Source organism: Microbacterium sp. NPDC086615, assembly GCF_040686055.1.
Classification (GTDB): Bacteria; Actinomycetota; Actinomycetes; order Actinomycetales; family Microbacteriaceae; genus Microbacterium.
Genome location: NZ_JBFBJJ010000004.1, coordinates 221632 through 244907, shown reverse-complemented (window position 1 = coordinate 244907; position 23276 = coordinate 221632). Strand labels below are relative to the sequence as shown.

Annotated in this window: 17 protein-coding genes; 9 read left to right on the top strand and 8 right to left on the bottom strand. The window is 70.4% G+C overall.

Going from position 1 to position 23276, the window contains the following annotated elements:
* Positions 1 to 105: 105 nt before the first annotated feature.
* Positions 106 to 837, top strand: coding sequence for an SDR family oxidoreductase (locus AB0O24_RS06575; protein ID WP_363373492.1), 732 nt, complete (start codon positions 106 to 108; stop codon positions 835 to 837).
* 17 nt (positions 838 to 854) lie between these two features.
* Positions 855 to 1658 carry an SDR family NAD(P)-dependent oxidoreductase gene (locus AB0O24_RS06570; protein WP_363373489.1) on the top strand — a complete coding sequence of 268 codons (804 nt, stop codon included), beginning with the start codon at positions 855 to 857 and terminating at the stop codon, positions 1656 to 1658.
* A 1-nt stretch (position 1659) separates the two neighbouring features.
* On the opposite strand, the gene AB0O24_RS06565 is transcribed toward AB0O24_RS06570, so the two are convergent.
* The 4 genes from AB0O24_RS06565 to AB0O24_RS06550 form a co-directional block, all read right to left on the bottom strand.
* On the bottom strand, positions 1660 to 2616 hold the full coding sequence (locus tag AB0O24_RS06565; RefSeq protein WP_363373487.1) for a helix-turn-helix domain-containing protein: 957 nt from the start codon (positions 2614 to 2616) through the stop codon (positions 1660 to 1662).
* Between the two features lie 114 nt (positions 2617 to 2730).
* The gene (locus AB0O24_RS06560) at positions 2731 to 3324 is read right to left on the bottom strand and encodes a TetR/AcrR family transcriptional regulator (RefSeq protein ID WP_275796923.1); all 594 of its coding nucleotides are present in this window, start codon (positions 3322 to 3324) and stop codon (positions 2731 to 2733) included.
* A gap of 156 nt (positions 3325 to 3480) precedes the next feature.
* Positions 3481 to 5502, bottom strand: coding sequence for a primary-amine oxidase (locus AB0O24_RS06555; protein WP_363373484.1), 2022 nt, complete (start codon positions 5500 to 5502; stop codon positions 3481 to 3483).
* A gap of 291 nt (positions 5503 to 5793) precedes the next feature.
* Positions 5794 to 6498 (bottom strand): helix-turn-helix domain-containing protein, encoded by a 705-nt coding sequence (locus tag AB0O24_RS06550; RefSeq protein WP_307382418.1) that lies wholly within the window; start codon positions 6496 to 6498, stop codon positions 5794 to 5796.
* Positions 6499 to 6595: 97 nt separating this feature from the next.
* Here AB0O24_RS06550 and AB0O24_RS06545 point away from each other — a divergent pair, with 97 nt between their 5' ends.
* Positions 6596 to 8443: an FAD-dependent monooxygenase gene (locus AB0O24_RS06545; RefSeq protein ID WP_363373481.1), complete on the top strand. Its 1848-nt coding sequence runs from the start codon at positions 6596 to 6598 to the stop codon at positions 8441 to 8443.
* Positions 8444 to 8693: 250 nt separating this feature from the next.
* Positions 8694 to 10166, top strand: a complete 1473-nt coding sequence (locus tag AB0O24_RS06540) for an NAD-dependent succinate-semialdehyde dehydrogenase (protein ID WP_363373479.1) — start codon at positions 8694 to 8696, stop codon at positions 10164 to 10166.
* Between the two features lie 275 nt (positions 10167 to 10441).
* On the opposite strand, the gene AB0O24_RS06535 is transcribed toward AB0O24_RS06540, so the two are convergent.
* Positions 10442 to 11335, bottom strand: coding sequence for a helix-turn-helix domain-containing protein (locus tag AB0O24_RS06535; RefSeq protein ID WP_363373476.1), 894 nt, complete (start codon positions 11333 to 11335; stop codon positions 10442 to 10444).
* Positions 11336 to 11548: 213 nt separating this feature from the next.
* On the opposite strand from AB0O24_RS06535, the gene AB0O24_RS06530 reads away from it, so the two are divergent.
* Entirely contained in the window at positions 11549 to 12574 is a 1026-nt protein-coding gene (locus AB0O24_RS06530; RefSeq protein ID WP_363373473.1) for a carbon-nitrogen hydrolase family protein, read from the top strand.
* Between the two features lie 240 nt (positions 12575 to 12814).
* Here AB0O24_RS06530 and AB0O24_RS06525 read toward each other — a convergent pair whose 3' ends face one another.
* A complete protein-coding gene (locus AB0O24_RS06525; RefSeq protein ID WP_363373470.1) occupies positions 12815 to 14254 on the bottom strand; it encodes a helix-turn-helix domain-containing protein in 1440 nt (479 codons plus the stop codon).
* A 113-nt stretch (positions 14255 to 14367) separates the two neighbouring features.
* Here AB0O24_RS06525 and AB0O24_RS06520 point away from each other — a divergent pair, with 113 nt between their 5' ends.
* On the top strand, positions 14368 to 16251 hold the full coding sequence (locus AB0O24_RS06520) for a phosphoenolpyruvate carboxykinase (GTP) (protein WP_363373468.1): 1884 nt from the start codon (positions 14368 to 14370) through the stop codon (positions 16249 to 16251).
* 588 nt (positions 16252 to 16839) lie between these two features.
* On the opposite strand, the gene AB0O24_RS06515 is transcribed toward AB0O24_RS06520, so the two are convergent.
* Positions 16840 to 18705: an ABC transporter ATP-binding protein gene (locus AB0O24_RS06515; RefSeq protein ID WP_363373465.1), complete on the bottom strand. Its 1866-nt coding sequence runs from the start codon at positions 18703 to 18705 to the stop codon at positions 16840 to 16842.
* Positions 18706 to 19070: 365 nt separating this feature from the next.
* On the opposite strand from AB0O24_RS06515, the gene AB0O24_RS06510 reads away from it, so the two are divergent.
* The 3 genes from AB0O24_RS06510 to AB0O24_RS06500 are packed head-to-tail and all read left to right on the top strand — an operon-like array spanning position 19071 to position 21696.
* Positions 19071 to 20012, top strand: a complete 942-nt coding sequence (locus tag AB0O24_RS06510; RefSeq protein ID WP_275801370.1) for an ATP-binding cassette domain-containing protein — start codon at positions 19071 to 19073, stop codon at positions 20010 to 20012.
* Positions 20009 to 20875: an ABC transporter permease gene (locus AB0O24_RS06505; RefSeq protein ID WP_275801369.1), complete on the top strand. Its 867-nt coding sequence runs from the start codon at positions 20009 to 20011 to the stop codon at positions 20873 to 20875. Before AB0O24_RS06510 ends, AB0O24_RS06505 begins: the two co-directional genes overlap by 4 nt.
* On the top strand, positions 20872 to 21696 hold the full coding sequence (locus AB0O24_RS06500; protein ID WP_275801368.1) for an ABC transporter permease: 825 nt from the start codon (positions 20872 to 20874) through the stop codon (positions 21694 to 21696). Before AB0O24_RS06505 ends, AB0O24_RS06500 begins: the two co-directional genes overlap by 4 nt.
* A 73-nt stretch (positions 21697 to 21769) precedes the next feature.
* On the opposite strand, the gene AB0O24_RS06495 is transcribed toward AB0O24_RS06500, so the two are convergent.
* A complete protein-coding gene (locus AB0O24_RS06495; RefSeq protein WP_275798685.1) occupies positions 21770 to 23221 on the bottom strand; it encodes an MFS transporter in 1452 nt (483 codons plus the stop codon).
* Positions 23222 to 23276: the final 55 nt, after the last annotated feature.

The following is a 23276-nucleotide window of genomic DNA, read 5'->3' as shown; positions in this document are numbered from 1 at the left end:
TCCTGCTCCGCCCGGCAGCTGCGGACTTGACCGCGGGTGAGGGGGCCTGTTGCGTCCGTGCAGGGACGGATGCCAAGACCTCGGGACCCGCACAGGATGGGCGGCATGGACCTTCAGCTGACTTCGCGCCGCGCCCTCGTGACCGGCGCCGCCGGAGGGATCGGTCGTGCGGCCGTCGAGGCGCTCGCCGCCGAGGGCGCGCGCGTGGGCGCGATCGACGTCGACCCGCGGGTGCGTGAGCTGGTCCCGCCGACGGCCGTCGCCGACCTCACGGATGCCGAGGCGGTGGCCGCCGCGGTCGACGCGTGCGCGCGCGGACTCGGAGGGATCGACGTGGTGGTCCTCGCCGCGGGCATCTCGGGTCCGGTGGGCACGCCTCTCGAACAGACCGTCGTGGCGGACTGGGAGCGGGTCTTCGCCGTCAACGTCACCGGGGCGTTCCTCACCCTGCGCGCGGTGCTGCCGTGGCTGCGGCGGTCGGACGCGCCCGCGGTCGTCGTCGTCGCGAGCGATTCGGCCCTCGTCGCGACCGCCGGCATGGTGCCCTACGGCGCATCGAAGGCCGCACTGCTGCAGCTCGCTCGAGCCGCTGCCGTGGAGCTCGCCCCCGAGGGGATCCGGGTCAACGCCGTGTGCCCGTCGATCGTCGACACCCCGATGAGCCGGGGAGATCTCGGGATGCCGAACGGCTTCGCCGCCGCGGAGTACCCGGTGCAGACGCCGGCCGAGGTGGCGGACCAGATCGTGCTCTTGGCATCCCCACGTCTGCGTCCGGTGTCGGCGGCGACCTGGGTGTCGGATTTCGGTGTGAGCGCGCGATCGGGGTTTCCCGCGTGAGCGAAAGAGGAGGAACGATGAACGAAGACCTGCGTGGCCAGGTGGCCCTGGTGACCGGTGGTGGGACGGGGATCGGCGAGGCGGTCGCTCGTCGGCTCGCGCGCGAGGGGGTGCACGTCGTCGTGACGGGCAGGCGCCTCGAACCCCTCGAGCGCGTCGCGGCCGGGATCGGGGGCACCGCGATCGCCGCGGACGCCGCGCGCTCCGCCGACGCGGCGGCCATGATCGCGCGCATCCTCGAGGAGCGCGGGCGGCTCGACATCGTCGTCGCCAACGCCGGCGGGCACGGCTTCGCGACCGTCGCCGACACCGACGACGACGCGTGGGAAGCGGCGCTGCGCGCGAACGTCACCACGGCGTTCGTCGTGGTCCGCGCGGCCCTGCCCGCTCTCGTCGCGGCGCGCGGCCGGGTGGTCGTGATGTCGTCGATCGCGGGCCTCGCGGCCGGTCCCTCGGTCGCGGGCTATACCGTCGGAAAGCACGCACTGATCGGGCTGACCCGCTCGCTCGCCCGTGATTACGGTCGAGACGGCGTGCGGGTCAACACGGTCTGCCCGGGATGGGTGGCGACGCCCATGGCCGACGACGAGATGGACGCCTTCGCCGCGGCGGCGGGGCTGACCGACCGCGAGGAGGCCTACGCGACGGTGACGCGCGATGTGCCCCTGGCCCGCCCCGCCGAGCCCGACGAGATCGCCGCGGTCGTGCGCTTCCTCGTGTCGAGTGAGTCGTCGTACGTCACCGGCGCGACGATCGTCGCCGACGGCGGGGCGCACATCGTCGACGTTCCGACGATCGCGTTCGACCACGCGGGGATGTGAGTCAACGCCCCGCGCGGCACTCGCTCGGCGAGAAGCCGAACGCCGACTTGAACGTGCGGCTGAAGTGCGCGGCATCCGGAAACCCCCACCGGGCACCGATCGCCGACACCGACTGATCGGCGAGCAGCGGATCCGTCAGGTCGCGGCGGCAGCGCTCGAGGCGGCGTGAGCGGATGAGCGCGGCGACCGTGGTGCCCTGCCCCTGGAAGAGCGTGTGCAGGTGCCGCGTCGAGATGTAGTGCGCGGCGGCGATCGTTCCGGGTCCCAGGTCGGGGGAGGCGAGGTGCGTGTCGATGTGCTCCTCGACGCGGCGGCGCAGCGCGGCGTGCGGATCGCTCGCGGCGACATCGCTGCCGAGTTCGTGCGCGTACACGGTCGTCAGCAGATCGAGGGCCGTATGAACGAGCCGCGATCCGGAGGGGCTCGCGACCTGATCCAGGTGCGTGCCCAGCTGGGCGAGGAAGGGCGCGACGACGCCCCCGAGTCCTCCGTCGCCGGGCACGCGCACGGCCGTCAGCTGCGCGAGGGCCGACGGCGGCAGGGGGAGGGCGCTCGGCGCGAACATCGTGACGATCGTGCGGAACTCGCCGCTGAAGCACAGCGTGTAGGGCCGCGAGGTGTCGTAGACGGCGAAGTCTCCGGGTCGCAGGAGTGCTTCGCGGCCGTCCTGGATCAACAGGCCGGTGCCGGCGAGCATGAGGCTCATCTTGACCGCGGGGCCGTCGGCGCGCGCGATCAGGTCGGGCGTGCGCTCGACCACGTGCGGCGAGGCGGCGACGGTACTGACGTGGATGCCATCGGCCGAGGCCGCGCGGATGGACCCGCGGAACCGGTCGGGGGCGGCCGCGGTGACGTGCAGCGGCACGAAGCTGTCGTCGACCGCCGCGCGGAACGCGGTCAGGTCGGCGGCGTGGACGGCGGTGACACCCGATCCGGGTCGGGTCATGACGATCGACATGGGAGACCTCCTCGTTTCCCTCGACATTCGGCTCCCGCATCATTTTTATCCGACGCTTGTAGAGCCAAAGTTTCCCGAATATTACCTCTCTGTATCGGCGGCCGCGAGTACTCCTCAGCGCAACATGTCGACGAGCGCGTCGACGGTGGCACGCATGCGCTGCTCGCGCGCGGTCTCGGGCAGCAGGATGCCGTTGGCCTGCATCCCGTTGACCGCGTGCAGGATCGCGTCGCTCACGGCCTGCACGTCGAGGCTGTCACGCACCTCGCCCTGGGCCCGGGCCTCGGCGACCATCTCGCCGAACGCCTGCTGCCATTCGCGCATCAGATCGCGGAACATCTCGGCCAGCGCGGGGTCGGCCGCCGCGTACTCGAGGAACGCGATCACGATGCGCGCCTCCAGGGCGCGTTCCTCGTCGATCGGCGCGGCCTCGAGCAGGAAGGCCCGGAGTGCGGCGAGCCCCGTCGCCCCGGACGCGGCGCGGTGCGCGGCGACGCGCGCGTTCGTCGCGGCGAAGACGTGCGCGAAGGCGGCCGTGAGGATCGCGCTCTTGTCCGGGAAGTAGTGCGTGACGCTGCCGTTGGCCAGGCCCAGCTCGCGCGCGAGCTCCCGCATGGTCGTCGCCTCGATGCCGCGCTGGGCGATCAGGCGCCAGGTCGCCAGTACGATCTCGTGTCGGCGGGCTTCGTGATCGACCAGTCGGGGCATGGACGTCCTCCTTCGTGTCCGGATGCCGCGGGGGAGCGCCCGGACCGGCTCACCCTATCCGGCGGGCCGGGATCGGTCGGTCAGCGCCATCGCGTATCCTCCGCAGCATCCGTCATCGTCGGGTCGGCAGAGGCGCCCGCCACGGCTTGCCGCCGCTCAGTGCGCGCAGCGGCAGGCCGCGCCTCCGCCACAGCACCCGTCGTCGCCGTCCGCGTGCGCCTGCGACGACTCGGGGAGGTCGAGGGCGGGATTGCGGTCGAGGAAGCCGTAGGGCTTGAGCCAGAACCCGGCGTAGTCGACCGGCATGATCGGCCAGTCCTCGGGTCGCGGCACGTGCGTGAGGCCGAAGGTGTGCCAGAGCACGAGGTCGGCGCCGTCGATCGACCGGTCGTCGGCGGTGTACGCGGGCAGCCCCGCGCCCCCGGCGTGCGCGTTGGGGTAGCGGCCAGCCGGCCAGCGCTCCTCGGGGTCGTAGGCGGTGCCCCACAGGTGCTTCGTCGCGAAAGCGGCGCGGGCGGCGACGGTCGAGGCCGGGTCGGCCATCAGCAGGGCGGTGGGTTCGGGAATCAGGTGGTACGCGGTGGGCTTGCCGACATAGTTCGTGCGGGTCGTCGACTGCACCTCCCACACGCGCGCCACCGAGGTGTCGGCCTCGCGCTGCGCCTCCTGCTCGGTGCGCAGCGGGGTGTGCGACCACGTGAAGGCGTTGCCGAACGGGTTGTCGTCGCCCATCGGGATGCGCACGGCATCGACCTCGAACAGGCGGTTCTCGTCGCCATCGATCGCCATGTCGAGGCGCGCCGAGAACAGGTGCTGGTGCACGGGGGCGAAGACGCCGGGAGCGATCTCGGGCGCGTGTCGATTGAGCGAGCCGGGCTCGCCGCCGCCGACGAACACGATCCCGGTGGCCTTGGCCTCGACCTGGATCGAGCCGTCGAGGTAGAAGTACCAGAAGAAGCCGTAGTCGTAGTTGCCGATGGTCGCGAAGTACGACACGACCAGGCGGCGTGAGCGGCGTACATGCGAGCCGACCGGGCCCGGCTCGGTGTGCTTCCACAGCACGCCGTAGTCCTCCTCGTGCATGCACACCGCGTTCGGGATGCGCATGGCGTGCCCGCGATCGTCGGCGACATGTCCGTCGAAGTAGTGGATGACGCCGAGGCAGTCGCATCCGAGTTCGAGGTGGTTCGCGTTCTTGCCGAGCAGGTACTCGCCCGCGTCGAAGTAGCTGATCCAGAATCGCGTGTTGCTCGTGTCGCCGTACGGCACGACCATCTCGGGCACGCTCGCACGCGACAGCACCGGGCGATCGTCGAAGCGCACGTCGTGCAGCACGAGACCCTCGCGGGCGTTGAAGTCGACGCGCAGCGTCCAGTTCTCCCACTGCACGTGCGATCCGTCGACGCGGAAGCTCGGGCCCTCGGGCTGCGTGATCTCGATCGGCTTCAGCGTCGTCCGCGCGGGGCCGGTGGCCTCGGGGTCGTACCTGCCGCTGCCGGCCGGCACGGGGGTGTCGCCCTTGTCCTCGATGCCGATCACACGGTTCGCGGTGAGGTCGATGTGCACGATGAGCCCCTCGACGGGGTGTGCCCAGGCGATATCGTCCTCGCTGTCGCGGAGGAACGTGAGAGACCGGATGACGCGACGCCCGACCTCGTTCTCGCGTCCGACGAAGCCGGGGGCCAGGGGGGTGCAGAACGCGAGGTCGATTCGATCGCCCAGGCCCCGACGCTCCATCGCAGCCCGCCATTCGGGCGATTCCTTGACCAGTTCGGCGGCGCGCTCGTACTCCTCGAAGAGGTACTGCGGTTGCCCGTACGGGGAGGTGTCGGCGGCGTGGCGGTGGCTGCGCACCACCTCTCCGGCAGTGATCGAGACGATCGCCTCCGTCACCTCGCCGGTCGCCGTGTCGAGCAGCGTGACGTCGGCGCGTCGGTCGAACGGGTCTCCCGGGTGCCACGATGCCACGGCCTTCTTGTCGGGTTCCGCCGGCAGCAGCATCGGCACCCGCACGGTCTCGCCGAGCAGGCCGGCGGCGACGAGGACGTCGCGCGTGCGCTCGATCTCCTCCGCGCTGAGTGGATCCAGCGGGTGGGCGGCGGGACGAGCGCCGTCCGCGCGCTCGAGGTCGGGGTTCTCCATCGCCTGGTCGGGGACGGCGTGTGCGTGATCGTGCATGGTGGGCCTCCGGCATCCACTCTCACCCGCCCCCGCGTCGCAGGGGTTGTCTGGCTGCGCACACCGAGTGACTGCGCGTGCGGATCGCTGTATCACCGAGCGATGACACAGAGCGCCGCAGCAAACGCTGCGGCCTCGCGCCGAGTCGCGCCCGCCTCGCGACCGCTGACGTGCGCCGAATGCTCGTGCGCGCGGTGTCGCGGCGGACATTCGGCGCACGTCATCCGTCGGACGAAACCGTGCGAGGGGCACCCCGGGCGTGAGGCGTGAGCGACAGCCCCTCGCGCGTGGCTACAGCGCCACGCGCACCGCCGCGGCCGCGGATGCCAGGCGCGCGGCGATCGCGGCGTCGTCGAGGCTGGTCGCGACGTAGACCGCTGCAACCGCGGCGGGTTGGCGACCCTGCACGCTGAGCGGCACGGCCACCGCGCGCAGCGACGGCACCACCTCGTCGTGACTGGTCGCCCACCCGCGCTCCGCGGCGTCCGCGACCTCGGCCGCGAGGCGCGCGTCGACCGCCTCGGGCCAGCGGCGAGGGGGCAGCTGGGCCAGGATCGCCCGGCCGGGTGCGCCCCGGGTGACCGGATGCCGAGCCCCTGGCCGCTGCGCCACGGCGGTGACCGCGTGTCGCGGCTCGACGCTGGTGAGCGTGACGCATTCGTCGTGGTCGAGCACGACGAGGAAGCACGTCATGCCCAGCTCGTTCGCGGCCGCGGTCAGTTCGGGCAGGGCCTCGGCCTGCAGGTCGGCGGCGACGCCCGCGGCAAGAGCGGCGAGACCCGTTCCCAGGCGCACCGCGCCCGCGGCATCCCTCGTCACGAGCCCGTGGTCCTCGAGGGTGCGGAGCAAGCGGTAGGCCACCGAGCGATGCAGCTCGACGCGGGCGGCGAGGTCGTCGATCGACAGGGGAGCGCGCGCGTCGGCGAGCTCTTCGAGCAACCGGATGCCGCGGCTCAACGTCTGCGATGCGGGCGACGCATCTTGCCGTGCGGGCATGGGCGAGCTAACCTCTCGTTCGATAGAAGAACGCTGTGTTCGAATATAGAACAGAGTATCCCGAAGGGCAAGCCCGACATCGACGTCAGGAGCAACGATGCAGTTCCACCACCACGGCTACGTCTCCGGTGATCCGCGCGTGCAGAACGCCGCGGGTACGGGAATCGACCGCCCGACCGACCTGCCCGACCGCGTCGACGTCCTCATCGTCGGCTCCGGCCCCGCGGGCATGCTGCTCGCCGCGCAGATGTCGCAGTTCCCGCAGCTCACCACGCGCCTCATCGAGAAGCGCGACGGACGACTCGCGCTCGGGCAGGCGGACGGCATCCAGCCCCGCAGCGTCGAGACCTTCCAGGCCTTCGGCTTCGCCGACCGCATCACCGCCGAGGCGTACAACATCGGGTGGATGAACTTCTGGGCCCCCGACCCCGACGACCCGCGGCGGATCATCCGCACGACCCGCACCGAGGACTACGGCTTCAAGATCAGCGAGTTCCCGCACCTCATCGTCAACCAGGCGCGCGTGCTCGACTACTTCGCCGAGGCTGCCGCCAACGGGCCCGCGCGGATCACGCCCGACTACGGCGTGGAGTTCGTCGGTCTCACGGTGCACGACGACGACGTCGAGGTGCGGGTACGGGATGCCGCGGGGGAGCGGACCATCCGCGCGACCTACGTGGTCGGTTGCGACGGGGCGCGCAGCGGCGTGCGCCAGGCGATCGGGCGCACGCACGTCGGTGCCGCCGCGCAGCACGCGTGGGGCGTCATGGACGTGCTCGTCGAGACCGACTTCCCCGACTGGCGCATCAAGTGCGCGATCAACGCCGCCGCGGGAAACATCCTCCACATCCCGCGCGAGGGCGGATACCTGAGCCGCATGTACATCGACCTGGGCGAGGTGGCGGCCGACGACGACCGTCGCGTGCGGCAGACCCCGATCGACGACATCATCCGCCGGGCGAACGAGATCCTCCATCCCTACACGATCGACGTGAAACAGGTCGCCTGGCACAGCGTCTACGAGGTGGGACACCGCGTGACCGATCAGTTCGTCGACGATCTCGACAGCCCTCGCGTCTTCCTCACGGGTGACGCGTGTCACACGCACAGCGCGAAGGCCGGGCAGGGCATGAACGTCTCGATGCAGGACGGCTTCAACCTCGGTTGGAAGCTCGGCCACGTGCTCACGGGCCTCGCTCCCGCGGAGCTGTTGCGTACCTACGACGAGGAGCGCCGCCCGGTCGCCCAGCAGCTGATCGACTTCGATCGCGAATGGTCGTCGCTCATGGCCCGCAAGCCCAGCGAGATCACCGACCCCGACGACCTCGCGACCTACTACCTCGCCACGGCCGAGTTCCCCTCGGGTTTCATGACGCACTACGCCCCCTCTCAGATCGTCGCAGCCGACGCGACGGAGGCACTGGCATCCGGATTCCCCGTGGGCAAGCGCTTCAAGAGCGTCGAGGTCGTGCGGGTCTGCGACGGCAACGCCGTGCACCTCGGGCACCACGCGAAGGCCGACGGCCGCTGGCGGATCTACGCGTTCGCGGATGCCGAGGGCTCGGCCCTGCCCGCCTGGGCGGCGGAGGCGCGGGCCATCGTGGAGAGGTTCACCCCCGCCGGAGCCGACCTCGACGCGGTGTTCGACGTGAAGGCGATCTATCCCGGTCGATGGGAGGACGTCGTCGACGTGCCGTCGCTGTTCCGCCCCCGCTCGGGACCGCTCGGTCTCACCGACCTCGAGAAGGTGTTCGCCGCCGCCCCCTCGGCCTGGACGAGCAGCGACATCTTCGCCGAGCGCGGCATCGGCGCCGAAGGGGCCGTGGTGCTGGTGCGTCCCGACCAGTACGTCGCGCACGTGCTGCCGCTCTCGGAGCCGGAGGGACTCGAGCGGTTCCTCGCGGGGGTGATGGCCGTGCCGGCGGCGGTGGCATCCCCCGCATAAACGCGATCGACGCGCAGAAACGCGAGCACACCGTGTTTATGCGAGCGAATGGCGTTTATGCGTGACACGGCGGCGTCGGGGTCGCGCGACGAGGTCCCCACCACCGCAAACCAACCCACCCGCAACGACGCCACCCCCAGCCGTCCACCGCGGCGACCCGGACGCTCGCTTTGTACGCCACGTATATCGGCGCCGAGACGCGCGCTGACCAGAATGAGCGGGAACGCCCCGCCCCGACACAGGAGGACCCATGACCGATTCGCGCGAGAGCGAGCTGCTGGCATCCGTACCCACCGGCCTGTTGATCAACGGCGAGTGGCGCGCGGCCGAGGGCGGCAAGACCGTCGCCGTGTACGACCCGGCGACCGGCGACGTGCTGATCGAGATCGCCGATGCGAGCGTGGATGACGGCGTCAAGGCGATGGATGCCGCGGCCGACGCGTTCCCGTCCTGGGCGGCGACCCCGTCGCGGGAGCGGGCCGAGATCCTCCGCCGCGCCTTCGACCTGCTGCAGGAGCGCAAGGAAGACATCGCGCTGCTGATGACGCTCGAGATGGGCAAGCCCCTCGCCGAGGCGCGCGGCGAGGTCGTCTACGGCGGGGAGTTCCTGCGCTGGTTCAGCGAGGTCACTGCGCACACGCAGGGCCGTTACGGCGCGAACCCCGAGGGCACCGGTCGCATGATCGTCACGCATCACCCGGTGGGTCCCTGCTACCTCATCACCCCGTGGAACTTCCCCCTCGCGATGGCCACCCGCAAGATCGCCCCCGCGCTCGCCGCCGGCTGCACGGTGGTCATCAAGCCGGCGACCCTCACCCCTCTCACCACGCTGTTCTTCGCACAGATCCTCCAGGACGCGGGCGTCCCGGCCGGTGTCGTCAACGTCGTCACCACGACGAACACCGGCCCGGTCTCGGAGCGCATCATCTCCGACCCGCGGCTGCGCAAGCTGTCGTTCACCGGCTCCACCCCGGTCGGTGTGAAGCTCCTGCAGCAGGCGGCTCCCGGTGTGCTCCGCACCTCGATGGAGCTCGGCGGCAACGCCCCGTTCGTCGTCTTCGAGGATGCCGACCTCGACAAGGCGGTCGACGGAGCGATGCTCGCGAAGTTCCGCAACATCGGCCAGGCGTGCACCGCCGCCAACCGCTTCATCGTGCAGCGCAGCGTCGTCGAGGATTTCACCCGCCGGGTCACCGAGCGCGTGCAGGGTATGAAGATCGGCCGCGGCACCGAGGAGGGCGTGCAGATCGGCCCGCTGATCGACGACCGCGCGGTCGACAAGGCAAAGACCCTCGTCGGGGATGCCGTCGAGCGCGGCGCCACCGTCACCACCGGCGGGTCGCCCGTCGACGGCCCCGGCACGTTCTTCGAGCCCACGGTCGTCTCGGACGTGCAGCCCGGCAGCGACATCCTCCGCGAGGAGATCTTCGGACCCGTGCTCGCGATCGTCCCCTTCGACGACGAGGACGACGCCGTGCGCATCGCCAACGACACCGAGTACGGCCTCGTCTCGTACGTCTTCACCGAGTCGCTCGCGCGCGGTCAGCGCATGATCGACAAGCTCGAGACCGGGATGATGGGCCTCAACGTCGGCGTCGTCTCCAACGCCGCCGCGCCCTTCGGCGGCTGGAAGCAGTCCGGCCTCGGCCGCGAGGGCGGCGACGAGGGCATCCACGAGTACCTGCAGACGAAGTACACGCTGACGGCCAACCCGTACGCGTAAAGACACCGGATGCCACGACCCCGGTGCCCCGAGAGGGCCCGGGGTCGTGCCGCGCGAGGCGGTGAGTTGCGCCGTATGTCCGCTGCGAGGCCTCCCGGCCGCGCATATGGCGCAAGTCAGCGGGGTCGGCCGGGCCGGGTCGGGTCGGGTCGGATCGGGTCGGGTCGGGTCGAGGCTGCGGCGGAGGGGGAGCCGGCGTGAGGGAGAGTCAGCGCCTCGACCTGATGCGCGGAGGAGTCGCGCTCGCGACGAGACTCGACCCCGTGGCGCCGCCGTCACGGGGCAGTGCTGCGCACCGACGACGGCGTCTGCGCGAACTCGCGCTTGAACGCGCGGGTGAAGCTGTCGATGTCGAGGAAGCCGCTGCGGCGCGCGGCCTCGTTCACGGTCGCGCCGCCGACCAGCAGCCTCCGGCTGTGGTGTAGCCGACAGCTGCGGATGAACGCCGCCGGTGATTCACCGTCCGCGGCGAACAGTTTCTGCAGGGTGCGCACGGCGATGTGGAAGTGGGCGGCGACCCGTTCGGGGGTGAGATCGGGGTCAGCGGCGTTCTCGTCGATCCAGAGTCGGATCCCCTCAGCGAGAAGCCGGGGGTCCGCGGCCGGCGAACCGTCGTCGCGGCCGCGGACGACCGCGCGGAGGAGGCCGACGAGTGCCTCGCCGATGGCCTCCGCTTCGTCGCCCCCGGGCCGATCGACGGACGCCGCAAGCATCGTCAGCGAGCGAAGTTGCGCCGAGTCCGGCAGCTCCACCGCCGTGAGCCCGGCGAACGTGTGTCCGGTGCTCGTGAGTGTGCGGCGGGGGAGCTGCAGCACGACCTCGCTCATCGTTCCCGGGAACGCCAGCACGTAGGGGGAGGCGGCGTCGTACATCACCGCCGAACCGCTCCCGAGGACGGCCGTGCGCTCATGCTGGCGGATCGATCCGCGCCCGCGGCGGTGCAGAGAGATGAGGACGTCGTCACGCGGTTGGCGTCGAATGAGATCGACGTCGCGAAACACGGTCGATGCCTCGCTCACCACTCGCGTGACCGTCACCGCGGGTCCGAGCCGGACCTGCGAGAGGCTGGCGCGGAACGCGGATGCCGCCGTGTGCACCCGCAAGGGAACGAACGCTCCACTGCACGCGCGCGTCCACTCCGTGACGGAGGAGACGGCCACAGGCGACATGCGGGGATGCTACGCCTCCCGCTGTCGCCGCGGGCACCGGTTTGCGCCGTCGCCGGACATCGTGCGCGGATCGCCGGATGTCGCCCGAGCATCCGCTGACCGGTGCGCGTAACGCCGGTCGACGTGCGCGTGAGGTCGGGGGCGCGAACGCCGCGCGCTCCTAGCGTGTGGGCACCGCGGGGCATCCGACCCCGCTCACCCGAAGGAGCCGCTATGCCCGACTATCGCAAGAGCTTCCGCGCCGCCGCCGTCCAGGCCGAACCCGTCTGGAATGACGTCGACGGAGGTATCGACAAGCTGGAGTCCTACGCACGCGACGCCTCTCACGGCGGGGCCGAGATCGTCGCGTTCCCGGAGGTGTGGATCCCCGGCTACCCGTGGTTCCTGTGGCTGGATTCGGTCGCCTGGCAGTCGCAGTTCGTCGTTCCCTACGCGGCCAACTCGATCGAGATCGGCAGCCCGGAGTGGCAGCGGCTCGAGGGCATCGCCCGTTCGATCGGCATCTCTCTCGCGTTCGGCTTCAGCGAGCGCGCGGGCGGTTCGCTGTACATGGGGCAGGCGGTGATCGGAGCCGACGGACGCACACTCAGCACGCGCCGCAAGCTCAAGCCGACGCACGTCGAACGTACGCAGTTCGGCGACGGCGACGGCTCCGACGTCGTGGTGGTCGACACCCCGGTCGGTCGCGTCGGATCGCTCAACTGCTGGGAGCACCTGCAGCCGTTGACCAAGTACGCGATGTTCTCGCAGGACGAGCAACTGCACGTCGCGGCATGGCCGAGCTTCTCGATCTTCGGCGGCGCGGTCAACGCCCTCGGGCCCGAGGTGAACGTCGGCGCGTCACGGCAGTACGCCGTCGAGGGGCAGACGTTCGTGCTCGCTCCCTGCGCGACGGTCGGGCCCGCCGCCCAGGAGCTGTTCGCCGACTCCGAGGCCAAGCGCGCCATGCTGCCGCTCGGCGGCGGCTACGCTCGCATCTTCGGCCCCGACGGCAGCTCGCTCGCCGACCCTCTCGCCCCCGACGAGGAGGGCATCCTCTTCGCCGACATCGACTACTCCGCCATCCTGGCCGCCAAGAACGCCGCCGACCCGGTGGGGCACTACTCCCGGCCCGACGTCTTCACCCTGCACCACCGCGACATGGGCCGGTTGCCCAAGGTGACGGCATCCGGTGCCGATGTCCCGCCGGCCGCCGTAGTCGAAGCCGATGAGCTCGTCGCTGCCGATACGGCGCGATGACGCTCCGCGCTGTCTGACGCCTCGGCTCGGGTCGACGCGCTGACGACCCGGCGAGCCCGGATGCCACGGTCTCGGCGCCCCGCGAGGGCCCGGGGCCGTGGCATCCGGCGATGTTTCCCCCGTCCCGCGTGCGAAACTCCGGAGTTTCGGTGCCGGTGGCGGCTGAATCGGTCCCGTGGGGGATGTCTCGCCACGTTTCTCGGGAGTTTCGCACGGCCGGTGGCATGGACCTCGCGACAGTCAGTCGCCCGCGTGCCGGTCCAGGAACGCGAACACCTCGGCGTCGTCGACGCCGGGGAACATACCGCGGGGGAGCGGCGAGAACATGTGCCGGTGCACGCGGGCGCTCGGCCACGCCTTGCCCGACCAGCGTTCGGCCGCCTCGGAGTCGGGGCGACGGCAGCACGACTCGTCGGGGCAGCGTGAGACGCCGCGCGTCGAGGTCTCGCGGCCGCGGAACCAGCGCGCGTCGTCGAAGGGCACCCCCACGGTGATCGAGAAGTCACCGTCGGATGTCGAGCCGGTCTGGGTCGAGCACCAGAACGTCCCGGCGGGGGTGTCGGTGTACTGGTAGTGCTCGGTGGTGCGGTTGTGCTCGTCGAAGGCCGATCGCGCCGAGAACTTCTTGCACACGATCTGCCCCTCGACCGACCCGGTCACGTCGGTGGGCAGGGGGAGGCCGTCGTTCTCGTACACGCGCGAAATGGCCCCGTCGCCGTCCACGCGGAGGAAATGCAGACGGATGCCGAGATGCGCCGTCATGAGATTCGTCATCCGCATCGCGGCGGCCTCGTGCGTGACGCCGAACGCGTCACGGAAGTCTTCGACGGCGAGGTTGCGGTCCTTCTTCGCCTGAGCGAGGAACGCGACGGAGCTCGTTTCGGGCATGAGACAGCAGGCGGCGTAGTAGTTGATCTCGAGGCGCTGCTGCAGGAAGTCCGCGTAGTCGGTGGGTGGCCGGTGCCCGAGCAGACGGTGGGCCATCGCCTGCAAGGCCATCGAGCGCAGACCGTGGCCACCGGGAATGGATGCCGGGGGAAGGTAGATGCGTCCGTTCTCGAGGTCGGTGACCGAGCGGGCCGAGTGGGGGAGGTCGCTGACGTAGATCAGCTCGAAGCCCAACTGCTCGGCCATGATGCTCACCGTGCGGTGGGTCAGGGCGCCGGAGGAATGACCCGCGGCCTTGAGCTGCTTCTCGGCCAGCTTCTCGATGTCCGGCAGGTGATTGTCGACCGCGCGCATGCGCAGGCGCATCTCGGTGTTCGCGCGCCGCGCCTCTTCGGGGCTCGCGATCGTCTCGCGCTCCCGGCGCTGCAATTCGCGGTGCAGGCCGAGCACGGCTTCGATCGTCTCGTCGCTGGTGCCCTTGGTCACCTTCATGGGAGGGATGCCGAGCTGCTGGAAGAACGGGCTCGACTGCGCGCGCTCGAGCTCGATCTCGAGCGCCGCGCGCCGGTTCGGCGGCTCGGTCGAGAGCAGCTCGGTGACCTCGGTCTCGGTCGCGCGGGCGATCTCCTGCAGGAGGGAGAGCTTCGGCTCGCGCTTACCGTTCTCGATCAGGCTGAGCTGGCTGCCCGCGACGCCCACCAGCGCGCCGAGTTCGTCCAGGGTGAGCCCGCGCGCGAGTCGGTGGTGGCGGATGCGGTGTCCGAGCGTGGTCAGTTCGAGCGACAAGGCCATTCCTTGACCATATCGAAAGAACGGCAGTTTTTATGACAACTTTTGGCCTAAAGATTGGCTAGGAGCCGGTCAGAGTAGGGGAACACCACAGAATTCCGCTCAAAGGAGACGACATGGCCCTCGCCGACATCTTCGCCCGCCCCACCGGCCGCGCCGCCGCGACCGCTCCCGTCGCCCGCCCCGGTTACGGCGCGCGTCCTGACGTCGACGGTCCCGGTATGCCCGGCCTCCTCGCCTGGGTCGACCAGGTCGCCGCCCTCACGCAGCCCGACCGCATCCACTGGGTCGATGGTTCCGCTGCCGAGAACGACGCACTCCTTCGCGAGATGGTCGACGAGGGCAAGCTCATCAAGCTCAACCCCGAGTGGCGCCCGGGCTCCTACCTCGCGCGTTCGCACCCCGGCGACGTCGCCCGCCTCGAGTCGCGCACCTACATCGCATCCGAGAGCGAAGAGGATGCCGGCCCCACCAACAACTGGATCGCCCCGGCCGAGATCCGCGAGACGCTGAACGGCGTCTTCGAGGGCTCCATGCGCGGTCGGACGATGTACGTCGTCCCCTTCTCGATGGGCGCCGTCGGCGGCCCCCTCAGCCACATCGGCGTCCAGATCACCGATAGCGCCTACGCCGTGGCATCCATCGGCGTCATGACCCGCGTGGGCAGCGCCGTCACCGAACAGATCGCCGCGGGGGCTCCGTGGGTGAAGACCGTGCACTCGGTCGGCGCGCCGCTCGCGCCGGGCGAGTCCGACGTCGCGTGGCCGTGCAACGACGAGAAGTACATCGTCCACTTCCCCGACACCCTCGAGGTCTGGTCGTTCGGTTCGGGCTACGGCGGCAACGCGATCCTCGCCAAGAAGTGCTTCGCCCTGCGCATCGCCTCCGTCATCGGTCGCGACGAGGGCTGGCTGGCCGAGCACATGCTCCTCATCCGCGTGATCGACCCGAAGGGCAAGGCGTACCACGTCGCCGCCGCGTTCCCCTCGGCCTGCGGCAAGACCAACCTCGCGATGCTCCGTCCGACGATCCCCGGGTGGCGCGTCGAGACCCTCGGAGACGACATCACCTGGATCCGTCCGGGTGAGGACGGGCGGCTCTGGGCGATCAACCCCGAAGCCGGCTTCTTCGGTGTCGCTCCCGGCACCGGTGAGTCCACGAACGTGACCGCGATCGAGACGCTGTGGGGCAACACGATCTTCACGAACGTCGCGCTCCGCCCCGACGGCGACGTCTGGTGGGAGGGCCTGACCGACGAGGCGCCCCCGCAGCTCATCGACTGGGAGGGCAAGCCCTGGACGCCCGCGTCGGGCCGCCCCGCCGCGCACCCCAACTCGCGTTTCACGGTCGGCGCCGCGCAGTGCCCGCAGATCGCGCAGGACTGGGAGGCCCCCGAGGGCGTTCCTCTCGACGTCATCCTGTTCGGCGGACGCCGCGCGACGAACGTCCCGCTCGTCGTCGAGGCCACGGACTGGTCGCACGGCGTCTTCCTCGGCTCGACGGTGTCTTCGGAGAAGACCGCCGCGCAGGAGGGAACCGTTGGCGAGCTGCGCCGCGACCCGTTCGCGATGCTGCCCTTCTGCGGCTACAACATGGGCGACTACTTCGGCCACTGGCTGAACGTCGGCCAGAAGCTCCGCTTCGACCGGGCTCCGCGCATCTTCCAGGTCAACTGGTTCCGCAAGGGCGACGACGGCCGCTTCCTCTGGCCCGGCTTCGGTGACAACGCCCGCGTGATCGACTGGATCATCCGCCGCGTCGACGGACAGGTCGACGCCGTGGACAGCCCGATCGGCCGCCTGCCCCGCGTGGACGACCTCGACCTGTCGGGTCTCGAGATCCCCGCCACCGACCTCGATGAGCTGTTCGCGATCGACCGTGACTCGTGGCTCGCCGAGGCCGACCTGACCGAGGAGTTTTTCGACACCTTCGGTTCGCACCTTCCCGCCGCCCTCCGCGCCGAGCTCGCGGCCCTGCGCTACCGCCTGCAGCGCGCCTGATTCCGCTCGCCCCGTCCCGCCTCCCGCGCGGGCGGGGTGAGCCCTTCGAATCCGATGCCCCTCCCGTTCTTGGCGCGCAGGAGGGGCATCGGTACGTCCACGCCGGGCGTGACCCGCGCCCCGCGGGCGTCCCGCCGGCCCGAGCCGTCGCACGGGCGTTGCCGCGGCGCCGGGGCCGTTGCGCTGGCGTTCGCGTGGCGCCGAGCCGTTGCGATGGCGTTGGTGCGGCGCTGAGCTGTCGCGCGAGCGCTCCCGCGGCACCGGTTCGTCGCATAAACGCTGCTTGCTCACGGAAACGCGTGCAGAGCGCGTTTCTGTGCGCGGATCGCGTTTATGCGTGCTGGCGGGCGAGCGGCGGCGCGGGAGCCCGCGCGGACAGCGGTCCGTGGTATCGGGGCGCGTCCGCGCGGGGCGTCCGCGCCGTGGCGGTCGCGCATAAACGCTGTCTGCTCACGCAAACGCGTGCAGAGCGTGTTTCCGTGCGCGGATCGTGTTTATGCGTGCGCGCACACCCGCCCCGAAGCCCCGAGCCGCCCGCGGCCAGCAGCGACCCACCCCGCGCCCGACCGCCGGCCGAAGCCGACCCCGCTACACCAGCAGCTGATGCTTCGCCAGATCCCGATACAGGGGAGTGGATGCCACGAGCTCGCTGTGCGTGCCCTGACCGACGACGCGGCCGTTCTCGAGCACGACGATGAGGTCACTGTCGACGACCGTCGACAGGCGGTGCGCGATGACCAGGAGGGTGCGGTCGGTCGCCACCGCGTCGATCGCCTCGCGCATACGTTGCTCGTTCACGCCGTCGAGCGACGAGGTCGACTCGTCGAGCAGCAGCACAGGGGGAGCCGCCAGCAACGCTCGCGCGATCGCGAGGCGCTGACGCTCGCCGCCCGAGAGCATCACGCCGTCTTCGCCGACGGGGGCGTCGACGCCGAGGGGGCTCCGCTCGAGCACGTCGCCGAGGTTGACCTCGCGCAGCACGCGCTCGCAGTCGGCATCGGATGCCGCGGGCGAGGCGAGCCGCAGATTGTCGGCGATTGTGCCGGCCAGGGTCGGGGCGTCCTGCTCGACGTACCCGAAGCGGGCCCGCAGCTCGTCGCGCGCGAGCTCGCGGGCATCCACGCCGTCGACGAGGATCGCGCCGTCGGTCGGGTCGTAGAAGCGCTCGACGAGCGACAGGATCGTGCTCTTGCCCGCCCCCGACGGCCCCACCAGTGCCACGCGCGACCCGCGGGGCACCGTGAACGACACCCCGCGCAGCACCTCGCGGTCGCTCTCCGCGGGAAGCTCCTCCGTCTCGAGGTGGACATCGGCGAGGACCGAGCGGGCCTCCCGGGCCGCCGCCTCGCGTGCCTTCACGACGTGCTCGGGGTACCGGAACCGCACGTCGCGGAACTCCAACGCAGCGGCATCCGGAATCGAGCCCGCCGCCCGCGGCTGGTCGCCATCGCTCTCGAGGGGAAGATCGAGGACCTCCTGGATGCGTCCGAGTGCGCCGAGCGCCTGATTCACCGACGTGATGGCACCGATCGCCGAGGCGAGGGGCTGCACGAGCAGGAAGAGGAAGATCACGAAGGTGACGAGCGACGCGACGTCGATCGCTCCGGATGCCACGCGGTACCCGCCGACGCCCAGCACGACGAGCAGCGAGACCTGTAGCGCGACGAAGGCGATCGGAACGATCAGAGCCGACACCCGCGCGATGCGCACCCCGGCGTCGTACGCGGCGGTGGCGGTTCGCGTCACAGCCGCGGCCTCCCGTTCCGTCGCCCCGGCGGCGCGGATGGTGCGAATCGAGCCCACCGCCCGCTCGACCCCCGACGAGAGCTCGCCGACCCGCGCCTGGTGGTCGGCGGAGGCCGCGCGGATGCGCGTGCTGAGCAACACGACAACCGCCAGCGAGGCACCCACGACGACGACGATCAGTCCGAGCAGCAGCGGGTCGATGAACGCCATCGCGATCACGGCGCCGACGAGGATGAGCGCGTTGCCCACGGCATCCGCGAATCCCTGCGTGAGGACGGCATACAGCAGCGTGGTGTCGGTGCCCACGCGCGAGACGAGATCGCCGGTGCGGCGGGCGTCGAACTCGCTGATGGGCAGGCGCAAGATGCGGGCGATCAGGCGCCTTCGCGACGAGTACACGACCGCGGTGCCCGTGCGCTGAAGCAGGTAGTGCTGGAAACCCGAGATCACCGAAGACAGCACGACGAAGGCTACGAGCAGCCAGACGAGGGCGCCGAGGGGTACGGCGTTTTGCACACGCGAGATGACCTCGCCGACCAGCAGGGGCTGCGCGAGCGTCGCGGCGGCGCCCAGCACGCTGAGTACGGCGACCACGGCGAGGGTGCGCTTGTGCTCGAGCAGGAACGGCAGCAACTGGCGGAACGACGCGCGCGGCCCTTCGGGGGTGCGACGGCCGCGCCGGCCACGCGCGGGGGCGGGAGAAGACATGCGGACCTCGGGAAAGGAAGATGGGGTGCTTCGACCGTACCCCTCACCGCCGACACGGCCGGTCGAGCTGGTTCGCCGGTGGACGAAACTCCTGAGAAGCCCTCGGCGGCCGCGCGATGTCAGCCGCGGCCGAGGCCTGACAGCGCAGGAACTCAGGAGTTTGGCCCGCCACGCCCTCAGGCGGCCCCTGCCGCGACCCGCCCGGCCGCCCGCCCCGGCCACCCGCCCCGCGGTGGGCCCCCGGGGCAGCCCCGCCCCGCCCCGCGGCAGGCCCCCGGGACACCACGGCCCCGCCCCGCGGCAGGCCCCCGGGACACCACGGCCCCGCCCCGGCCCATGTCGGAGCCCCTCGATATGGTGGAGCCGTGTCTGAGCCCGTGATCGCCGCAAGAGACCTGGTCAAGCGCTACCGCGCGAAGGGCAAGGCCGACTTCGTCGCGGTCGACGGGCTGTCGTTCGAGGTGGCGCCGGGCGAGTCCTTCGGCCTGCTCGGGCCCAACGGCGCGGGAAAGTCGACGACCATGAAGATGATCGGCGCCGTCTCGACGCGAACCGCGGGCGACCTGAGCATCCTCGGCCTCGACCCCGATCACTACGGTCCCGAGATCCGTTCGCGGCTCGGTGTGATCCCCCAGCAAGACAACCTCGACGCCGAGCTGAACGCGCGCGAGAACCTCTACGTCTACGGCCGTTACTTCGGGCTGCCCGGCAAAGTCTGCGCGCAGAAGGCCGAAGAGCTGCTGGCGTTCGCCCAGCTCGAAGACAAGGCGACGAGCAAGGTCGAGCAACTCTCCGGCGGAATGAAGCGCCGTCTCACGATCGCCCGGGGGCTCATCAACGATCCGCGCATCCTGCTACTCGACGAGCCGACCACCGGACTCGACCCGCAAGCGCGACACGTGCTGTGGGACCGCCTCTTCCGCCTCAAGGAACGCGGTACGACGCTCGTGCTGACGACGCATTACATGGACGAGGCCGAGCAGCTGTGCGACCGGCTCATCGTCGTCGACAAGGGCCGGATCATGGCCGAGGGCTCGCCCGCGTCGCTCATCCGCGAGCACTCGAGCCGCGAGGTGCTCGAGGTGCGATTCGGCTCCGATCGCAACGAAGAGGCCGCCCGCGCCCTCGGCGGCATCGGCGACCGCGTCGAGGTGCTCCCCGACCGGGTGCTCGTCTACGCCCACGACGGCGAAGCCGCCCTCGAACGCGTCGTGGCCGCGGGGTACTCGCCCCTGACGTCGCTCGTGCGGCGATCGAGCCTCGAAGACGTCTTCCTCCGCCTCACCGGACGGTCGCTGATCGAATGAGCACACCCCAGACCCCGGATGCCGTTCGCCACCCCTCCGCCGACGAGTTGCGCGCGGAGGTGCTCGCGTGGGCGCGCAAGCCGCGCCGATACGGCTCCTGGTACGTCACCGAGCACATGGTCCGCACGATGCGCGCCTACGGTTGGACGATCGTCGTCGGCGCCCTCGGTCAGCCGATCCTCTACCTGCTCGGTCTGGGCCTCGGCCTCGCCGCGCTCATCCAGGGCCAGATCGACGATGGCGGGCGTGCCGTGCCCTACCTCGTCTTCATCGCGCCCGCGCTGCTGGCCACGGCGGCCGTGGGAGTGGCATCCGAGGAGTTCACGTACCCCGTGATGTCGGGCTTCAAGTGGCGCCGCTACTTCTACGGCTTCAACGCCTCGCCGCTGTCGTCGGCGCAGATCGCGAACGGCGTCGTCCTGGGTGCCTCGGCACGCATGTTCGTCGGCGTCGCGGCCTACTACCTCTTCATCTGGCTGTTCGGCGCCGTCCCCGAGCCCGCCACGGGATGGCTGTCGATCCCCGTGGGCCTGCTCGCCGGGGTGAGCTTCGGCGCGCCCCTCATGGCCTTCGCGGCTTCCCTCGAAGAGGACAAGGGGCAGTTCGCTCTCGTGCAACGGTTCGTCTTCGTCCCGATGTTCCTGTTCTCGGGCACGTTCTACCCCCTCTCGACGCTGCCGTGGTTCCTGCAGCCCATCGGATGGGTCTCGCCGCTGTGGCACGCGACCGAGGTCGGACGCATGCTCACGTACGGTCCCCTCGAGCCGCTTCCGGCGCTCGGACACCTGGCGTACCTGCTCGCGCTCGCCACGGGAGGGTACCTGGTGGCGCGACGCATCTTCGAACGGAGGCTCGCCGCATGAGCGCCGTCACGACCGAGCGCCCCGCGCGTCGCCGCGGCGGCGTCGGAGCCCTCTGGGCCGGCAACCCGCAGGCGGTGCTGCAGCGCAGCTTCCTGGCGGCGCGGTCGTCGAACTGGGTCGTGGTGGTATCGGGCTTCTTCGAGCCGGTGCTGTACCTGGCGTCGATGGGCATCGGTCTGGGCGCGCTCGTGGGTGAGGTCACGACCTCCACGGGCATGGTCGTCCCGTACGCCGCGTACATCGCGCCGGCGCTTCTCGCGGTCTCGGCGATGAACGGCGCCGTCTACGACTCGACGTGGAACGTCTTCTTCAAGCTCAACTACGGCAAGCTCTACGAGGGGATGCTGTCGACCTCGCTGGGTCCGCTCGACGTCGCGCTCGGCGAGATCCTGTACGCGCTGATGCGCGGGCTGGTCTATGCGTGCGGCTTCATGGTCATCATGCAGCTGTTCGGGCTGAATCTCGCGCCGACCGCGATCCTCGCCCTTCCCGCGGTGGTGCTCATCGCGTTCGGCTTCGCGAGCCTCGGCATGGCGATCACGAGCTACATGAAGACTTTCCAGCACATGGACTGGATCACCCTGATCATGCTGCCGATGTTCCTGTTCTCCGCGACGTTCTTCCCGATCACGACGTACTCCGAGCCGATCCAGTACCTCGTGCAAGCCTTCCCGCTCTGGCACGGGGTCGAACTCATCCGGGGGCTCACGACCGGGTCGCTCTCGCCCGCGCTGCTCTGGCACGTGCTCTACTACGTCGTCATGATCGCGGTCGGCCTGTTCTTCACGACCAAGCGCCTGCGCGCCCTGTTCCTCGACTGACCGGCGTCGACCCCTGAACGGCGGATGCCACGAGGCCGAGGCCCCGTGGCATCCGCTGTTCCGCATCCGGAGGTTACGGCGCGGTCGCCCCGGCGGCGATGTTCTCGTCGTAATCGACGTCCTTCGTCTCGGGGGAGAGCACCACCGCGATGAGGGTGAGGACGCCCATCGCCGACAGATAGACGCCGACCAGCCACGGGTTGCCGTCGCCGGCCGCCCAGAGCGCCACCGCGACGATCGGCGCGAGGGCCGCCCCGAGGATCGACGAGACGTTGTACGAGATCGCCGAGCCGGTGTAGCGGACGTTCGTCGGGAACAGCTCGGGCAGCACCGCGCCCATCGGGCCGAACGTCGTCCCCATCAGCAGGAAGCCGATGATGAGGAAGGCCTGGACGAGGAGGCGCGTGGAGCCCGCGTCGGTCTGCGGCGTGAGGAAGAACGAGAACGTCAGACCGAACACGATGATCGCGATCGTCACCCCGATCAGCAGACGCTTGCGCCCCAGACGGTCGGCCACCGGTCCCGACAGCATCGTGAAGATGCCGAAGAAGACGACGCCGATGATCTGCATGATGACGAAGTCGGTGTATCCGAAGCCCAGACCGGGGACGTACGCGGCCGCATCGAAAGGCGTTCCCGCCTTCTCCGCGGCCGCGGCGGCGCCGGCCTCCGTGGGCTTGGTGCCGTACGAGAGCGTGAAGCTCGTCATGAGATAGAAGAGCACGTACGTCGCCAGCATGATGAACGTGCCGAGGATCAGCTGCTTCCAGTTGCGGCGGATGGCCTCGCCGAGCGGGAACTTCTTGATGACGCCGGTCTTCTCGGCCTTGGCGAACGACTCGCTCTCGACGAGCTTGAGTCGCACCCAGAGGCCGACGATCACCATGACGGCCGAGAACAGGAACGGCACGCGCCAGCCCCACGCGAGGAACTCCGCCGAACGCTGGGCGGTGCCGTCGGGGTGCGGCAGGGCGAAGTTGATGATAAGGAAGATGCCGTTGGCGATGATGAAGCCGATCGGCGCACCCAGCTGCGGGAACGTGCCGTACCAGGCCCGCTTGCCCTTCGGGGCGTTCTCGGTCGCCACGAGGGCCGCGCCCGACCACTCGCCGCCGAGGGCGAACCCCTGCGCGAGACGCATGATCAGCAGCAGGATCGCCGCCCAGACACCGATCTCGTTGAAGGTCGGCAGGCATCCGATGAGGAAGGTCGCGACACCCATGGTGAGAAGGGATGCCACGAGAGTGGCCTTGCGGCCGAAGCGGTCACCGAAGTGGCCGAAGACGATCGCGCCGAGAGGTCGGGCGACCATGGCGGCGCCGAAGACGCTGAACGAGAGCAGCAGAGAGGTCGTGTCGTTGCCGGTCGGGAAGAAGAGGACGGGGAAGACGAGGACCGCGGCGGTGGCGTACGCGTAGAAGTCGTAGAACTCGATCGTCGTGCCGATGAGGCTCGCGGTGATGACACGGGAGCGCGGATTGGCGGGAGCGGACGACGCGGGGACGGTGGGGGATGAGGAAGTCATGATGGCCTGACGAGAGAGCGATCGGTTGCGTCCGTCGTGGGAGCGCGGGGTGGGG

Excerpts from the sequence above, each read along its gene's own strand:
- AB0O24_RS06575 (WP_363373492.1), top strand. The coding sequence starts at position 106 with ATGGACCTTCAGCTGACTTCGCGCCGCGCCCTCGTGACCGGCGCCGCC.
- AB0O24_RS06570 (WP_363373489.1), top strand. The coding sequence starts at position 855 with ATGAACGAAGACCTGCGTGGCCAGGTGGCCCTGGTGACCGGTGGTGGG.
- AB0O24_RS06565 (WP_363373487.1), bottom strand. The coding sequence starts at position 2,616 with ATGTCGATCGTCATGACCCGACCCGGATCGGGTGTCACCGCCGTCCAC.
- AB0O24_RS06560 (WP_275796923.1), bottom strand. The coding sequence starts at position 3,324 with ATGCCCCGACTGGTCGATCACGAAGCCCGCCGACACGAGATCGTACTG.
- AB0O24_RS06555 (WP_363373484.1), bottom strand. The coding sequence starts at position 5,502 with ATGCACGATCACGCACACGCCGTCCCCGACCAGGCGATGGAGAACCCC.
- AB0O24_RS06550 (WP_307382418.1), bottom strand. The coding sequence starts at position 6,498 with ATGCCCGCACGGCAAGATGCGTCGCCCGCATCGCAGACGTTGAGCCGC.
- AB0O24_RS06545 (WP_363373481.1), top strand. The coding sequence starts at position 6,596 with ATGCAGTTCCACCACCACGGCTACGTCTCCGGTGATCCGCGCGTGCAG.
- AB0O24_RS06540 (WP_363373479.1), top strand. The coding sequence starts at position 8,694 with ATGACCGATTCGCGCGAGAGCGAGCTGCTGGCATCCGTACCCACCGGC.
- AB0O24_RS06535 (WP_363373476.1), bottom strand. The coding sequence starts at position 11,335 with ATGTCGCCTGTGGCCGTCTCCTCCGTCACGGAGTGGACGCGCGCGTGC.
- AB0O24_RS06530 (WP_363373473.1), top strand. The coding sequence starts at position 11,549 with ATGCCCGACTATCGCAAGAGCTTCCGCGCCGCCGCCGTCCAGGCCGAA.
- AB0O24_RS06525 (WP_363373470.1), bottom strand. The coding sequence starts at position 14,254 with ATGGCCTTGTCGCTCGAACTGACCACGCTCGGACACCGCATCCGCCAC.
- AB0O24_RS06520 (WP_363373468.1), top strand. The coding sequence starts at position 14,368 with ATGGCCCTCGCCGACATCTTCGCCCGCCCCACCGGCCGCGCCGCCGCG.
- AB0O24_RS06515 (WP_363373465.1), bottom strand. The coding sequence starts at position 18,705 with ATGTCTTCTCCCGCCCCCGCGCGTGGCCGGCGCGGCCGTCGCACCCCC.
- AB0O24_RS06505 (WP_275801369.1), top strand. The coding sequence starts at position 20,009 with ATGAGCACACCCCAGACCCCGGATGCCGTTCGCCACCCCTCCGCCGAC.
- AB0O24_RS06500 (WP_275801368.1), top strand. The coding sequence starts at position 20,872 with ATGAGCGCCGTCACGACCGAGCGCCCCGCGCGTCGCCGCGGCGGCGTC.
- AB0O24_RS06495 (WP_275798685.1), bottom strand. The coding sequence starts at position 23,221 with ATGACTTCCTCATCCCCCACCGTCCCCGCGTCGTCCGCTCCCGCCAAT.